At 33.3% G+C, this 15666-nt stretch carries 13 protein-coding genes; 6 read left to right on the top strand and 7 right to left on the bottom strand.

All coding sequences use genetic code 11. The annotated features are described in order from the left end of the window. Positions 1-28: 28 nt before the first annotated feature. Positions 29-1801 carry a 1-deoxy-D-xylulose-5-phosphate synthase gene (locus tag Q0975_RS03025; protein ID WP_299432892.1) on the bottom strand — a complete coding sequence of 591 codons (1773 nt, stop codon included), beginning with the start codon at positions 1799-1801 and terminating at the stop codon, positions 29-31. Positions 1802-1991: 190 nt separating this feature from the next. Here Q0975_RS03025 and Q0975_RS03020 point away from each other — a divergent pair, with 190 nt between their 5' ends. The 5 genes from Q0975_RS03020 to Q0975_RS03000 all read left to right on the top strand — a co-directional run bounded on the left by Q0975_RS03020 (position 1992) and on the right by Q0975_RS03000 (position 6843). Then, positions 1992-2441, top strand: a complete 450-nt coding sequence (locus Q0975_RS03020; RefSeq protein ID WP_299432889.1) for a nucleoside deaminase — start codon at positions 1992-1994, stop codon at positions 2439-2441. Between the two features lie 155 nt (positions 2442-2596). Continuing rightward, positions 2597-4516 carry a DUF294 nucleotidyltransferase-like domain-containing protein gene (locus tag Q0975_RS03015; RefSeq protein ID WP_299432886.1) on the top strand — a complete coding sequence of 640 codons (1920 nt, stop codon included), beginning with the start codon at positions 2597-2599 and terminating at the stop codon, positions 4514-4516. After that, positions 4517-5179, top strand: a complete 663-nt coding sequence (locus Q0975_RS03010; RefSeq protein ID WP_299432883.1) for a 3'-5' exonuclease — start codon at positions 4517-4519, stop codon at positions 5177-5179. 72 nt (positions 5180-5251) lie between these two features. Next, complete coding sequence (locus Q0975_RS03005; protein ID WP_299432880.1) at positions 5252-6037, top strand: hypothetical protein; 786 nt, start codon at positions 5252-5254, stop codon at positions 6035-6037. Positions 6038-6063: 26 nt separating this feature from the next. Then, positions 6064-6843 (top strand): hypothetical protein, encoded by a 780-nt coding sequence (locus tag Q0975_RS03000; RefSeq protein ID WP_299432877.1) that lies wholly within the window; start codon positions 6064-6066, stop codon positions 6841-6843. 46 nt (positions 6844-6889) lie between these two features. On the opposite strand, the gene Q0975_RS02995 is transcribed toward Q0975_RS03000, so the two are convergent. The 6 genes from Q0975_RS02995 to aspS all read right to left on the bottom strand — a co-directional run bounded on the left by Q0975_RS02995 (position 6890) and on the right by aspS (position 12415). Then, positions 6890-7087, bottom strand: a complete 198-nt coding sequence (locus tag Q0975_RS02995) for a cold-shock protein (RefSeq protein ID WP_118459283.1) — start codon at positions 7085-7087, stop codon at positions 6890-6892. An 82-nt stretch (positions 7088-7169) separates the two neighbouring features. Then, positions 7170-7427, bottom strand: coding sequence for a hypothetical protein (locus Q0975_RS02990; protein ID WP_299432874.1), 258 nt, complete (start codon positions 7425-7427; stop codon positions 7170-7172). A gap of 15 nt (positions 7428-7442) precedes the next feature. After that, complete coding sequence (locus Q0975_RS02985) at positions 7443-9227, bottom strand: chloride channel protein (protein WP_299432871.1); 1785 nt, start codon at positions 9225-9227, stop codon at positions 7443-7445. Between the two features lie 23 nt (positions 9228-9250). Next, complete coding sequence (locus Q0975_RS02980) at positions 9251-10099, bottom strand: tetratricopeptide repeat protein (protein ID WP_299432868.1); 849 nt, start codon at positions 10097-10099, stop codon at positions 9251-9253. Continuing rightward, positions 10071-10619, bottom strand: a complete 549-nt coding sequence (locus Q0975_RS02975; protein WP_299432865.1) for a hypothetical protein — start codon at positions 10617-10619, stop codon at positions 10071-10073. The genes Q0975_RS02980 and Q0975_RS02975 overlap by 29 nt, the downstream gene beginning before the upstream one ends. Before the next feature lie 47 nt (positions 10620-10666). Then, positions 10667-12415 (bottom strand): aspartate--tRNA ligase, encoded by a 1749-nt coding sequence (aspS, locus tag Q0975_RS02970; RefSeq protein ID WP_299432862.1) that lies wholly within the window; start codon positions 12413-12415, stop codon positions 10667-10669. Between the two features lie 245 nt (positions 12416-12660). Here aspS and Q0975_RS02965 point away from each other — a divergent pair, with 245 nt between their 5' ends. Continuing rightward, the gene (locus Q0975_RS02965) at positions 12661-15663 is read left to right on the top strand and encodes a SusC/RagA family TonB-linked outer membrane protein (protein ID WP_299432859.1); all 3003 of its coding nucleotides are present in this window, start codon (positions 12661-12663) and stop codon (positions 15661-15663) included. The last annotated feature ends 3 nt before the right edge of the window (positions 15664-15666 follow it).

The following is a 15666-nucleotide window of genomic DNA, read 5'->3' as shown; positions in this document are numbered from 1 at the left end:
GTTGTTCTTTTATGAATAGCCTCTTTGTTTATCTAATAGTTTTAAGAATCGTATTCGTAATTTCTTCTACTGAAATACCACAGATTTCTTGTAATTCTTGTGTTGTTCCATGATGAATAAATTGATCAGGAATTCCCAAGGTTATAATTTTATTATTGAAATTATGTTGATTAGCAAAATCTAATATTACACTTCCAAAACCTCCTTTAATAGTACCATCTTCTATCGTTATAATCGTTTTATACTTTTGTGATATTTCTTTTAGTAATTCACCATCCAAAGGTTTAATAAAGCAAAAATGATAATGACTTACTTTTTCTTCAATTGATGTTAAAGCTGTAATTACATTGTTGCCAATAGTTCCTGTAGATAGTATAGCGGTTTTTGATGTTTGTTGTATAAGACACCTTCCTTTTCCAATAGGTATTTTATTCATAGCAATTTTCCAATCTACGATTTTACCTCTACCTCTGGGATATCTAATAGCAATTGGATGACCTAACCCCAAAGAAGCAGTATAAAGTAGATTTCTTAATTCTATTTCATCCGCAGGTGCTGCTACAATCATATTTGGGATACAGTTGAGGTATGCTATATCAAAAACACCGTGATGTGTTGCTCCATCTGCTCCAACCAAACCAGCTCGATCAATACAAAATATGACAGGCAGATTTTGTAAAGCAACATCATGAATCAATTGATCATATGCACGTTGTAGAAATGTCGAGTAGATTGTGCAAAAAGGCACTAATCCTTGTGTCGCCATTCCTGCTGCAAGTGTAACGGCATGTTGCTCAGCGATGCCCACGTCAAATGCTCTGTCAGGCATCTCTTCCATCATATATTTTAGTGAGCTACCGGTTGGCATAGCAGGAGTAATGCCGATAATTTTTTTGTTTTCTCTTGCTAATTCTAAAATAGTATGCCCAAATACATCCTGAAATTTAGGAGGTTGTCCTGTATTCTTTTTTGGGAGTAAATCTCCTGTAACAGCGTCAAATTTTCCTGGAGCGTGATACGTTACCTGGTTTTCTTCAGCTTGTTTTAACCCTTTGCCTTTAGTAGTTATAATATGTAAAAGCTTTGGACCCTTTATTACTTTTAATTTTTCTAGAATTTCCAAGAGTTTGGGTAAGTCATGCCCATCAATAGGTCCAAAATATTCAAAATTCAGAGCTTCAATGATGTTATCTGTTTTAGGCTTATATCCTACTTTGGCTTTGGTCAAATACTCTTTTAATGCTCCTACACTAGGATCAATCCCGATGGAATTGTCATTTAGAATAATCAACATATTAGCATCGGTAACTCCTGCGTGATTGAGTCCTTCAAAAGCCATTCCACTGGCAATAGAAGCATCACCAATTACAGCGATATGTTGTTTTGTAGTATCTCCTTTTAATTTTGAGGCAATTGCCATTCCTAAGGTAGCAGAAATAGAGGTAGATGAATGTCCAACACCAAAAGTGTCATATTCACTTTCGTTACGTTTTGGAAAACCGCTAATACCTCCTAATTGTCGATTCGTATGAAATAGCTTTTTCCTACCAGTAAGAATTTTATGAGGATATGCCTGATGTCCTACATCCCAAACTAATATATCATTAGGTGTGTCAAAAGCATAGTGTAAAGCAATGGTAAGTTCTATGACACCCAAGCTTGCGCCCAAATGACCTTCTTTGGATGCTACAATATTAATCACAAAGTCTCGTAACTCTTGAGCCAAATATGGAAGCTGACCAGGAGAAAGTTTACGAAGATCTTTTGGGTATTCAATATGTGAAAGTAGTGTGTCTTTCATGATGTAAAAATACTATTTTGAAATGAGCTGTAACAATTAAGTTCATAACAACTACATATGTTTATTTACTAGCAGTATTAACCATAAAAAAGTATTTAAAGGGGATTCGTGTAATAGTTCGGGATAAACTTTTATTCGATAGAAATAAGAAGGATTATATTTATTAGCTTTACTTAAAATTCTATTTTATATGTTCGATCCATATGACGATTCACATTTTATGAGAAAAGCGCTTCAGGAAGCTGAAGCAGCTTATGAGAAAGGCGAAATACCTATTGGAGCAATTGTAGTGGTTGCCGATAGAATTATTGCTAGAGCGCATAATCTAACAGAATTATTAAATGACGTCACTGCCCACGCGGAAATGCAAGCAATTACGGCTGCTGCGAATTTTTTAGGAGGTAAATATCTTAAAGAGTGCACCTTGTATGTAACCATTGAGCCATGCCAGATGTGTGCCGGAGCTCTATTTTGGAGTCAGATAGGTAAAATTGTTTATGGAGCTAGAGATGAACAAAGAGGATGTATAAACTTAGGGACAAAACTGCATCCTAAAACTAAAATGATTGGTGGTATATTAGAAGAAGAATGTGGTGATATACTTAAGCGCTTTTTTATTGAGAAGCGTAATTTAAATTGATGTCAGATTCAATACTATGAACCGAACATTAAGAGTTTTGAAAATTATTTTGGAAAAGAGAATGTTTAAAATTCTTAATGAGAGAACGGTGTGGTTACACGCGTTCTTAATTTTATAATTAACTTATTATTGGATAATTACTAAAATTTAAACGTGTGAAAAATACAATCGCAGAACGTATTCAAGATTTTTTAAAGCAGTTTCCTCCTTTTAGTATGTTGGAAAAGAAAGAACTTTTGGTGATTTCTTCTCAGATCAGAGTATTGTATTTGGAAAAAGGAACATATGTATTTAAACAAGATGAAAAATGTCACGATGAATTCTATATTGTAAGAGAAGGAGCAGTAGGATTGTATCGTGATACAGAGTATGATCAGGATTTAGTGGATATATGCGATTCTGGAGATATGTTCGGACTTCGTATTATGATCATCAAAAAAGATTATCGAATGTCAGCTAAGGCAGATGAAGAATCTATTATTTATGCAATTCCATCATCTGTTTTTAAACCTTTTATTGATGAAAGTAAGGAGGTGAACAAATTTTTACTCGAAACGTTTGCTGCACATGCCCGGAATAATTATACAGAGAACGCAAAAGGGAAAAAAATAGATAATACAATTTCTATTGATGTAGCAAAAGACCTTTCTACTTTACGAACTATTTCTTATCGAAAAAAACCGCTGACTTGCTTTTCAAGCGCCGTCGTTAAGGATGTCGCTTTAGAAATGAATAAGTATAAGATAAACTCTATAGTAGTGACGGATGAAAATAGATACCCTTTAGGTATTATAACCGATAGTGATCTTAGGGCAAAAGTGGCAACCGGTTTATTCCCTGCTACTTCTATGGTTACTGAGATTATGAGTGCTCCGGTAAAGACCTATTCTAAAAAATTAACTGTTGCAGAAGCGCAAATTGCGTTGATCAAGAATAATATTAGTCACTTATGTATTACCAAAGACGGAACTCGAGATTCTAAATTAGTTGGGGTTTTTTCTAATCATGATTTGCTCGTATCTTTTGGAAGCAATCCCGCTACTTTAATTAAAGAAATTAAGCGAGTAAGGAAAGTACAAAGACTTAGATACATCAGAAAACAGGTAGAAAAACTACTTAAGACATATTTAGAACAGGATATACCTACTTTACATATATTAAATCTAATTTCTGAAATTAATGACGCATTAGTTGTACGAATTATAGAATTGTCGTTGGAAGAAATGCATTCACCTCCACCAGTAGAATTTAGTTTTTTAGTGTTAGGTAGTCAAGGTCGAAAAGAACAACTGTTGATAACCGATCAAGATAATGCAATAGTATTTGAAGATGTAAATGAAGAAGTATATGAAGCTACTCAAATTTATTTTTTAGAGCTTTGCAGAAAGATTACCAAAAGCTTACATACTGTTGGTTTTGAGTATTGTCCTGCAGAAATGATGGCAAGTAATCCAAGATGGTGCATGTCAGTTTCAAAATGGGAAACACAATTTAGAGATTGGATGACCTCTCCTACAGAAGAAAGTACGTTGTTGTCATCAATCTTTTTTGATTTTCAGTTGGTATATGGAAATGTCGATATGGTTAATCAATTGTCTAATGTAGTTTTTGATGGGGTTAATAAAAGTACTAGGTTTTTAAGTTTGCTTGGAGTCAGTGCTTTGCAAAAACCATCACCTTTAGGGTTTTTTAAGCAATTTTTAGTAGAACAAAATGGAGAGCACAAGGATACTTTTGATATAAAGATCAGAGCGATGATGGTTCTGATTGATGGTGCTAGAATTTTGTCCTTGTATCATAATCTAAAAGGAATAAATAATACATTACTTCGCTATGAAAAGCTTGCGGAACTAGAGGTTAATAATAAAGAGCTTTTTGAGAGTTGTGCAAAAGCTTTTAGAGTATTACTTAAATTTAGAACTCGTCAAGGATTAATGCACAAAGATTCTGGTAGATTTATCAAATTAAGTGAGCTAAGTAAAAAAGATAAGCTGAGACTTAAAAGATGTTTTAGACCTATACGAGATATACAAGAGGTGTTAAGAGTGCGTTTTCAACTTAAAACGTTAATGTAGATGAGTTTGTGGTCACGAAAAAAAAGTAAAGAGTTTCCTGATTTTTGGAAGAGTTATATTTCTCTTTTTGAGAGGAAAAATAAAAGTTTAACTATCCAAAATGTTCGGTTTGTAACCTTTGATACAGAAACTACTGGTTTTGATTATATAGATGATAGAATTTTGTCCATTGGAGGCATTGCTATTAATCATACAGCTATTGATGTGGCGGATCAATTGGAGTTATACCTGGAACAAGATGTTTTTAATTCGGATACCGTAGAGATTCATGGAATTCGAAAAAACAATAATTTTGATACTGTAGCTGAGTATGAAGCTCTAGAGTTATTCATAAAATATATCGGAAATTCTATTTTAATAGCGCATCACGCTGATTTTGATAGAAAAATGATCAACAGTGCTTTGCAGAGACACGGATTAGGTACATTGAAGAATAAGTTTCTGGATACCGGTGTTCTTTTTAGGAAGACCAAACACCTAGTATATCGTAGTCAACGAAAATATATACATTACAGTTTGGATGAATTATGTGATGATCTCAAAATTTCAAAAAGTGACCGGCATACAGCTTCGGGTGATGCATTTATAACCGCTATAGCTTTCCTTAAAATTTTAGCAAAATTAAAAATAGAGAAAAGGGATAAAGTTTCTATTCTTTTTTAAATCCTATATAGATGTAAAATCTATTTGCAACTGTGTTCTTGTATCTCCGTCTTTCTTGTAGAATCAACATGAATGCAAAAGGCACTATATCTTATTATTTTTTCATTAAGCTTCGTTGGGTTTTCTCAAGATACTGATATACTAAGGGGTAAAATAATAACAGATACACTTCATTCTAAATCTATAAATATTATTAACCTCACTAAAGGAGTAGGAACTATCAATGATAGTGCTGGTTTTTTTCAAATAAAAGCGACAAAGGGAGATACTATTGTTTTTTCTTCTGTACAACATCAGCAAAAAACGCATGTGGTCACGAAAAAAGATTTGAAGGAAGCTAGCTTATCTATACAATTAGAGATTAAAGTAAATGAATTAGATGAAGTTACTATATCGAAGTACGATCTTACTGGTGAGAGTAAGGAAGATGTCAAGAAAATAAAAACGTATGAGGATGTCTTACCATTATTTAATGCAAAAGCTCTAGATGAGACTCCCTTTATTCATGAAAAAGGTGCAGCGACAGTTAGAAATACGGTTATAGCGGATGAAATGGATGCAACACCAATTAACTTTATTGCAGTTGGTAGAATGATTGCAAGTCTTTTTAAGAAAAAAGATACTGGAAAATCAAGAGAGATTCGTATTCCTGAAATATCAGATTTTTATAATGGCGATTTTATGGTAAGCGAATTAGAAATACCCAAAACAGAAGTATATAATTTCCTTGACTATATAAACCAACAGGCAGAAACAAAGAATGTACTGAAATCAGGAAATGAATTAATAATACTGGAATATCTAATAGGACAAAGTAAAATATTTAATGCTGACAAGGGCTTAGAAATTAAAGACTGATACTACGTATACTATTTAAATAACGAATGCAGAAAATCACTTACGTTTCTTTTTTATTAATTACTTTTTCGAGTTTTAGCCAGAAATCTTCTGAACTTAAAGGGAGAATCATTGTAGCTGCATTAGAATTAGAATTTGTAAATATTGTTAATCTAACCAAGGAAATTGGTGCTATTAATGATGAATCTGGAGATTTTGAAATACATGCAAATGTAGGAGATGTGATTGTGTTTTCTTCTGTTCAATTTCAATTGAAAAAGCATATCGTCAAAGAAGAAGATTTGCAATCGGATAATTTGCGCATTTTTTTGGAACCAGAGATTAATGAATTAGATGAAGTGCGGATATCTCAGTATTCTTTATCTGGAGACATACAGAAGGATATTGAAGAAATTCCTACTTATGAAAAAAACCTCCCTTTATGGAATGCTAAACAACTTAAGCAAATGGGAGTTGCTAGACCAGATGATGCACAATCACCAGTAGAAAATCTGGTTTTAGGAAATGGCAATAATCAAGCGTCAATATCAATAGATCTAGGATTATTAATTAATTTGATTTCTGGAGGATATAAAAAGAAACCAAAAGAAATTAATTCAAAAACTCATGTGCTAGATTTTTATAAGGAAGAGTTTTTTATTAAAGAGTTGAAAATTCCTGAAACAGAGTTTTATAATTTTCTAGATTTCTTGGAGGAAGAAACGGGGATAAAGTTTATTCTTATGTCAAAAGATAATCTAAAAGTATTAGAGTTTTTGATATATCAAAGTGAGAAGTTTAAAGAAAAATATAATATCAATGAATAAAAAAGGCGCTATTTATAGCGCCTGTGAAACTTAGAGAATTCTTATCTTAATCATGAATTACCCGAACCTGAGCTGCGATAATTCCTTTTCTTCCTTCTTCTTCCTGATACTCTACTTTGTCACCTTCATTGAGTGCTTCGCCATTTAATCCAGAGGCGTGCACAAAGATGTCTTTTCCTGTTTCGTCGTTGGTAATGAACCCATAGCCTTTGGATTCATTGAAAAATTTTACTGTTCCTTCCATTGTAATAAGATAATATTTATAACATAAAGGTAGCTTTTAATACAACACAATTTGTTACCAAAATGTAAATATTTGCATAATTTTAGTCTTTGTCAGTTTTTTCTTTATTGTTAAAATCTCTCATTTTTTTAAGATTTTCTTCAGTCAACATATAATCTTTTACTTTTTTATTTTTCCATCTATGATAGATAAATATGGGCATTAATATAAAAGAAGCTAACAGTATTCCGATGCCAACCCATTTATCACCAGTAGCGTGATCACCAGAGTTTTTGTGATAATAACCAACAGCAACAAGAACGACTACGCCAATAAATAATATTCGAATAAGATACTTCATTTTTAGATGTTTCAACTAGCGAGTAAAATTAATCAACTTTCTACGATATGCGGTCAATAATTTGGATTTAGAGATAAAACCATAATATTTTCCCTCTTTGATTACTGGCAGATTCCAAGCTCCTGTATCCTGAAATTTGCGCATAGAGGTCTTAACATCATCATCTTCATAAATGATAGCAATATCTACCTGAGTCATTAACATTTCGACTGTAGTTTTATGATATAAAGAAATATCAAACATGATATCTCTTATATCATCTAGTGTTACTATTCCTATCAAGGTATCTGATTCATCTACAACAGGAAATAAGTTTCTGTTAGATTTCGCAACCGCTTCACTTAATAGATGTTTTAGAGTGTGTGTAGGGTTTACTGGAATAAAATTAGTTTCTATACAATCATCTAACTTCATAAGAGTAAGTACAGTTTGATCTTTGTCATGAGTAAGTAAATGACCTTGTTTGGCTAATTCTCGTGTATAAATATTATGTTCGATTCTATTTTTAGAAATGATAAACGATATCGATGTGGTGATCATTAACGGAACGAATAATTCATAACTAGAGGTGATTTCTGCAATAAGAAATATGGAAGTGAGAGGTGCGTGTAATACACCTGCAATGAGTCCCGCCATTCCTAATAAGGTAAAGTTAGCTTCGGATACTTCAAACCCCATACCTAGATTGTTTATTATTTTAGAAACTACATTGCCTAATGAACTACCCATGACCATCGTAGGAATTATAATACCACCTGATCCTCCTGCAGCAAAGGTGGCTGTCATTGCAATAGCTTTGAATATGGTAATCCCTGTAAGTAATGCTATGATCATCCAAACACTATTCGTCATATCATCAAAAGGAGTGTTTCCAATCGCTGTGAGATGATTTCCACTGAGTAAATCGTTAATAAACCCTAAACCTTCACCATAAAGTGGAGGAATAAAGTATAACATAATTCCAATAGCTAATCCACCAATTAGTAAACGATGAATTTTTTTTGGAAAACGATCAAAGAAGTGTAGAATCCCAAAATACATTTTGGTAAAATAAATGGAAGCAATGGCTGTTCCTATTCCTAGAATTATATAAAAAGGAGTGTCATAAATATCAAACTTTTCTATGACATCAAAACTAAATAACACTTCATCTCCTAGAAAAAAATAGGAAGTTATAATAGAAGATACCGAGGCAAATAATAAAGGTAACAATGAAGCCAAAGTCAAATCAAGACTAAATACTTCAACGGCAAAAACCAAACCGGCTAGAGGGGATTTAAATACAGCAGAGATAGCTCCAGCAGCTGCACAACCAATTAATAAAAATCCAGTTTTGGTATCTAGTTTAAATAGTGAACTAATATTTGAACTCAAAGTTGAACCAGAGCCGACTGCAGGCCCAAGTAGTCCAACTGAACCTCCAAAACCAACTGTTATTGGAGCCAGAAGAAGTGGTAAATATCCACTCAATGATTTTATTTTTCCATCTTTTTTGGAAAGAGAGTATAAAATCAGAGGGATAGCCGATTTCACATCTTTCTTGATTATAAATTTAGTAATAACATATACGATAAGAAGCCCAATAACGGGAATAACAAAATAAAAAGACGTTTGCCAAGATATGATATCACTTTCCAGAACTACTTGGATTAAATGTGTGATATTCTTAAGCAAAAGAGATATAAGACCAGCGCAAAACCCTACAAATACACTTAAAATAAGTACAAAGTTTTTATTCGAAATATGACGATATCGCCAAATCAAAAACCTATGAAGTAGTGTCTTTTTTTTAGCTGGCATATATGGGTTAGTCTAGGTTTAGATTAAAGGTAGTTATTTTTAATTAGATTGTTTAATTCTTCTAAATCCTGACTATAAATTTGATATAAAACTTCTACATACCCTCGCGAATGAAAATACCCCAAATTAAAATCTTCAATTGCTTTTTCAATATGTACTGAAGCTTCATTTTTCTTACGCTCTTTCCAAAAACATTTAGCCAGATAATAATGAGCATCTGCATAATGGTTTCCAGAATACTTCAGAACTTTTAAAAAATCTTTTTTTGCATTTTCAAAGTCATTAGTTTGGTAGTAAACAATCCCTCGGTATAAAAAAGCAGTTACCTCGGCATATTGTTCTCCAGAAGAATTAGCTTGATCATTTATATAGGCATCAAAATAAGAAAGAGATTTGGTATAATCTTTTAGCCCTAAATACGCAATTCCTCTCATATAATTAACACTCTGACCTTGTGGAGCATCGTCAAAATCTGGTGTAAGAATATCCGTAGCGTTAAAATCTTCGATTGCTTTTTTATAATTACGATAAAAATAGAGGTATAAATAACCTCTCCAACCTTGCCATTCTTCCGGATCAAGCTCTACTGCTTTATCAAAAAGCGGTTTCCATTTATTTGGCATCCCCCTTTTTAAATATGGAATTGATAATTCTCTCCAGGCATCTGCACTTTCAGGATCAAGTGCAATGGCTTCTTCAACATAAGTCATCATTTTAGGAGAACCCTGAAAATGTGGACTTAATATGATATTTCCGCTATTGATCATTTCATCAGCTCTAGCTTGCTGTTCTTCTTCGGATAAATTAGAATTACAAGCTATTACTATTGAAGCTATGACGAAACTAAGGAAGTATTTCTGTAATTTCTCCATGTTCTATTTTATAAGAAATATAAGTATAGTAATTTCTTGGTTGGTTTTCATGTATAAAAATATTCCAGTTTTCTGGATTAGAGGTTAACTCTAAAAGGTGTCTCACTAAATCAGAATTATGCGATGTTTCTTCTAAATTTAAATTGGTTTGTATGGTTTCAAACCTCCCAGGTTCTCCTTTACAATTTACAATAAACCTAAAATTTATATAACCAGAATCATTAAATCTGTTTTTAAAAAAATTAGAACGTATCCTTCGATCATAAATTCCTTTATTTGGGGAGTAGGCTATTTTAGGTGCTCCATGGTGGGTTTTATAGACGGCTTCTTTATCACCACACAAAATAAACCCTTCAGGAGAAAAAGTATTTTGAGGATTTAAGTATCCTATATAGTATGGGTATTTTTGGTCATCTACATTGTACCTTCCAATTTTAAAATAATATACTCCAAAAAGAAATAATACAAATACTATGATTAATCCTAATAGAACCTTAACAACAATCTTAAAGATTTTCATACATCAAAATTAACAAAAAATCCCGCTTTTGGCGGGATCTTTTGTTTTTATAAATCTAGTTGAATATGTAATTCCTTGAGTTGTCCTTGATCAATATTGGCAGGAGCGTCAATCATAACATCTCGACCATTATTGTTCTTAGGGAATGCAATGAAATCTCGTATGGTTTCCTGACCTCCCAAAATAGCTACAAGTCGATCAAACCCAAATGCGATTCCTCCATGAGGAGGAGCACCATATTGAAAAGCATCCATTAAGAAACCAAATTGTTCTTTAGCTTCTTCTGGAGTAAACCCTAAATGATCAAACATTAATGCCTGTGTTTCTTTATCATGAATACGTATGGATCCACCTCCGATTTCGTTTCCATTCAGTACTAAATCATAGGCATTAGCTCTTACATCACCTGGTTTAGAATCTAATAAAGGAATGTCTTCCGGTTTAGGAGAGGTAAAAGGATGATGCATTGCGTGATAACGTTCGGTATCCTCATCCCATTCTAATAACGGGAAATCAACTACCCATAATGGCGCAAACTCTTCAGGGTTTCTTAACCCTAGTCGTTCAGCTAATTCCATTCTTAAAGCACTTAACTGTCCTCTAACTTTATTACCTTGACCCGATAGAATACAAATAAGGTCTCCAGCTTTTGCTCCAGTCGTTTCTGCCCATTTTGACAGATCTTCCTGATCATAGAACTTATCTACAGATGATTTAAAACTTCCATCTTCATTACATTTTACATATACCATTCCTAGTGCGCCTACTTGTGGACGTCTTACCCAATCAATAAGTTTATCAATCTCTTTTCTTGTATATGAAGCACCGCCTGGAACAGCAATTCCAACCACTAATTCAGCATCATTAAATACTTTAAATTCCTTATGTTGTGCTACTTCATTTAGTTCACCAAATTTCATCCCAAAGCGAATGTCTGGTTTGTCATTACCGTAAGTACGCATAGCTTCATCATAGGTCATTCTTGGGAAATCACTAATTTCTTGACCTTTAATATCCTTAATCAAATGACGAGTAAGTCCTTCAAATATATTCAAGATATCTTCTTGCTCTACAAAAGCCATTTCACAGTCTATTTGTGTGAATTCTGGTTGCCTGTCTGCTCTAAGATCTTCGTCTCTAAAACATTTTACAATCTGAAAATATTTGTCCATTCCACCAACCATTAGCAATTGCTTAAAGGTTTGAGGAGATTGCGGTAAAGCATAAAACTGACCTTCATTCATACGAGAAGGAACCACAAAATCTCGAGCTCCTTCAGGAGTTGATTTAATTAGGTATGGAGTTTCTACTTCTATGAAATCTGCTTCTGATAAATAGTTGCGAACCTTCATTGCTACCTGATGACGAAACATTAAGCTATCTTTTACAGGATTACGTCTTATATCCAAATAACGATATTTCATTCTGATATCTTCCCCGCCATCCGTTTCATCTTCTATAGTAAATGGAGGTGTATGAGATTCGTTTAAAATATTCAATTCAGAAACTAAAATTTCAATATCACCGGTAGGCATATTTGGATTTTTAGATTCCCGTTCTATAACAGTTCCTTTTACCTGTATAACAAACTCACGCCCTAAGGTTTTAGCTTTTTCCACAACATCAGAAGAAGTACGTTCTTCATCAAAGATTAATTGAGTAATACCGTATCGATCCCTTAGATCAACCCATATCATAAATCCTTTATCTCGTACTTTTTGGACCCATCCTGATAGGGTTACTTCTTTATTGATGTCTGAGGTGCGTAATTCACCACAAGAATGACTTCTATACATAGCTATTTGTTAAGGCTGCAAAAATAAGAAGTTTAATATTAAATATCTTTAGTTTTTGTGAAAATGAGAGCGTGATTTAGTAATGCTTGTACACTAGTAAGTGTTGTGGTTTTAACTTGTTTTTTTTATGGTTTTAGCATATAACTACCTCATTGTCAATATCTTTTTAGCTAACATGTGTTAGTTTTAACATTTTTTTATAATAATGTTTTAATAGATTTAGGCAAACTTATAAACAAATCATTATGAAAAAACAGTCACAAATTAGCAAGGGGCTTTTGCTATTCTTGTTTTTCTTTCCGGTCGTGCTATTTGCACAAGAAACAATAACCGGAAAGGTACTCAATGAAGGTACCGGAGAAGGGGTACCTTTTATTAACATCGTAGAAGACGGTACCAATAATGGAACTGCGAGTGATATTGATGGTAATTTTTCACTTACTGTTAGCAATCTTCCGGTAACCTTAAGAATATTTTCTATTGGATTTACTACAAAACTAGTAACTGTAGAAAATGCTGGGGCAATCACTGTTCAAGTAACAGAATCTTTAGAAGCATTAGAAGAAATAGTTGTAACAGGATTAGGTTCTTCTATAAAAAGAGCAAATCTAGCAAATGCTGTATCTACAGTATCATCCGAAGAATTGATTGGTAATACTGGGCAAACAACAGTAGATGGTGCTTTATATGGTAAGGTAACAGGTGTTAATATAACAGCCTCTTCTGGTGCACCAGGTGGTGGAACCGCATTAAGATTGAGAGGTATTTCATCTATTAATGGAAACAATCAACCTTTATTTATCGTAGATGGAGTATATATCAATAATGTTGAAATTCCATCAGGTCTGCGTTTTGCTTCTGGAGCAAATAGAGGAAATGAAGAAAATTCAGGAAATAGATTAGCGGATATAGATCCTAATGATATTCAAAATATTGAAATCCTAAAAGGGGCTTCTGCCGCTGCAATTTATGGAACTAGAGCCAATGCGGGTGTAGTAATTATTACAACCAAAAAGGGTAAAGGAGGAAAAACTAAAATTAGATTTAGTCAAGATACAGGAATTAATGTGATACAGAATAAATTGGGATTACGTCCTTGGACGGCAACCAGTGTTTTTAATTCATTTTTCACACCTAATCCAGATGATCCTGCTGCAGAGGCAAGATCTAGAGCTGCTGCAGAAGCAGAAGTTGCAGCTTTTAATAATGCTGTTGCGAGCGGTGGATTAATAGATTATGAGGATGAAATTTATGGGAATGTAGGTTTTATATCAGAAACAAAATTAAGTGCCAGTGGAGGTAGTGATAAAACAAGGTTTTATATAGGTGGTTCTTATCGTGATGAAGAAGGTATTATAAAGAATACAGGATTCGATAGATTTTCTATTCGAAGTAATATTGATCATAAGATATCAGATATTTTTGATGTTTCTTTGTCTTCAAATTATGTAAGAAGTAATTCTAGTAGAAGTTTTACTGGAAATGAAAATGAAGGAGGATTAAGTTTTGGTTATACGCTTGCATTTACAAGACCTTGGAATAACTTATTTCCGGATGCAGACGGTAATTATCCTAATAATCCAAATTATCCTGGAAACCCAATATTTGTTAGAGACCAAGCTAAAAACGAAGATTCTAATAATCGATTTATACAAGGGATAAAGTTTACTACTAAATTACTGACTCGAGAGAAAGATAAAGTAAAATTTGTGGTAAATGGGGGTGTTGATTATTTAGCAAACGAAACATATGTTTACGTACCAGAAACTCATCAAGCTCAAGTAGGTAATCAAGAAGGTTTTGTAGCAGAAGGAAGAAATAATTTTACTCAATTTAACTTATTAGCCTTTGCTGTATGGGATCATACTGCTTTAGATGGCAATTTAAACTTGACTACTCAAGGAGGTGTTAGTTATTTAGAACAACAAGCAAACTTGGTAAACAGTAGAGGTTCTAATTTATTTGGAGGGCAAACTAGTGTTGACCAATCTGTAAATCAAGTAATTGATCAAACACGATCAAATCAAAAGGATTTTGGATATTTTGCACAGATAGAAGGAAACTATAAAGATCAAATTATTGGAACATTAGGATATAGATTGGATAAGTCTACGTTAAACGGAGATGTAAACAAATTTTATGGTTTTCCTAAAGCTTCTTTAGCCATAAATATTGCTAATTTTGATTTTTGGCAATTTGAACCTATTAATCAATTGAAGTTTAGAACTGCATATGGAGAAACAGGTTCATCTGCAGCTTTTGGTTCTGCCTTTACAAGTTTGAATCCAAGTAATATTGGTGGTAATGGAGGACTTAGCGTTGATACTAGAGGAGATAGAGATATAGAACCAGAAACGTCTGCTGAATTTGAAGTAGGTATGGATATAGGAATACTAGATAGTAGAATTTCTTTTGAAGCTTCCTATTACAATAGAAAAGTAAGTGATTTAATACTATCAAGAAATGTTCCCTCTTCATCTGGTTTTACTACTGAAACTACCAATTTAGCAGATTTAGTGAATGAAGGTTTAGAATTGGCAGTACGTGGAGATGTGTATAGAAGTGATAATTTCTATTGGAATACTGGAGTTCAGTTTTATTTTAACAGATCTGAAGTAACGCGTTTAGATGTGCCTGCATTTGCACAACCTGGAGCTGGTTTTGGAACAGGTTTAGGAACCTTTTTTATAGAAGAAGGACAGCCTGTAACACAGATTGTTGGTAATATAGATCCTGATGGTGATGGTCCAATAGAAGCAAGTTTACAACAAGTTGGGAATGTGGAACCAGATTTCCAAATGGCATTTAATAACCAATTTACATTGTTCAAACAAATTGATGTTTCATTTTTATTACAATGGAAACAAGGAGGAGAAAACCTTAATTTATCAAGGTTTCTTACTGATTTAGGACAAACTTCTCCAGATTTAGAAACTCCAGAAGGACAAGCTCGTTTAGGAACTGCTGCCAATGCAGAACGTTTTGTAGAAGATGCGGGGTATGTAAGACTAAGGGAAGCGGCAATTTATTATAGATTTCCTACAAATATTGTAGAAGGGCTTTTTGGAGAAACAGTAGAAGGTGTAAAATTAGGAATATCAGGTAGAAATTTATTTACTATTACGGATTATAGTAGTTATGATCCTGAAGTATCTGTAAATGGTGGAGCGGGTTTATCTAGTGGTATAGAAGTAACCCCTTTTCCAAGTTCACAACAATTTTACTTCCACCTAAATGTTAATTTTTAAAAT

It is taken from the genome of uncultured Aquimarina sp. (genome assembly GCF_947500065.1).
GTDB lineage: Bacteria > Bacteroidota > Bacteroidia > Flavobacteriales > Flavobacteriaceae > Aquimarina.
This window is presented reverse-complemented; position numbering and strand designations above follow the sequence as displayed.

What these genes read in the sequence shown, in the direction of transcription:
- Q0975_RS03025 (WP_299432892.1), bottom strand. Translation starts at nt 1,801, where the DNA reads ATGAAAGACACACTACTTTCACATATTGAATACCCAAAAGATCTTCGT.
- Q0975_RS03020 (WP_299432889.1), top strand. Translation starts at nt 1,992, where the DNA reads ATGTTCGATCCATATGACGATTCACATTTTATGAGAAAAGCGCTTCAG.
- Q0975_RS03010 (WP_299432883.1), top strand. Translation starts at nt 4,517, where the DNA reads ATGAGTTTGTGGTCACGAAAAAAAAGTAAAGAGTTTCCTGATTTTTGG.
- Q0975_RS03005 (WP_299432880.1), top strand. Translation starts at nt 5,252, where the DNA reads ATGCAAAAGGCACTATATCTTATTATTTTTTCATTAAGCTTCGTTGGG.
- Q0975_RS03000 (WP_299432877.1), top strand. Translation starts at nt 6,064, where the DNA reads ATGCAGAAAATCACTTACGTTTCTTTTTTATTAATTACTTTTTCGAGT.
- Q0975_RS02995 (WP_118459283.1), bottom strand. Translation starts at nt 7,087, where the DNA reads ATGGAAGGAACAGTAAAATTTTTCAATGAATCCAAAGGCTATGGGTTC.
- Q0975_RS02990 (WP_299432874.1), bottom strand. Translation starts at nt 7,427, where the DNA reads ATGAAGTATCTTATTCGAATATTATTTATTGGCGTAGTCGTTCTTGTT.
- Q0975_RS02985 (WP_299432871.1), bottom strand. Translation starts at nt 9,227, where the DNA reads ATGCCAGCTAAAAAAAAGACACTACTTCATAGGTTTTTGATTTGGCGA.
- Q0975_RS02980 (WP_299432868.1), bottom strand. Translation starts at nt 10,099, where the DNA reads ATGGAGAAATTACAGAAATACTTCCTTAGTTTCGTCATAGCTTCAATA.
- Q0975_RS02975 (WP_299432865.1), bottom strand. Translation starts at nt 10,619, where the DNA reads ATGAAAATCTTTAAGATTGTTGTTAAGGTTCTATTAGGATTAATCATA.
- aspS (WP_299432862.1), bottom strand. Translation starts at nt 12,415, where the DNA reads ATGTATAGAAGTCATTCTTGTGGTGAATTACGCACCTCAGACATCAAT.
- Q0975_RS02965 (WP_299432859.1), top strand. Translation starts at nt 12,661, where the DNA reads ATGAAAAAACAGTCACAAATTAGCAAGGGGCTTTTGCTATTCTTGTTT.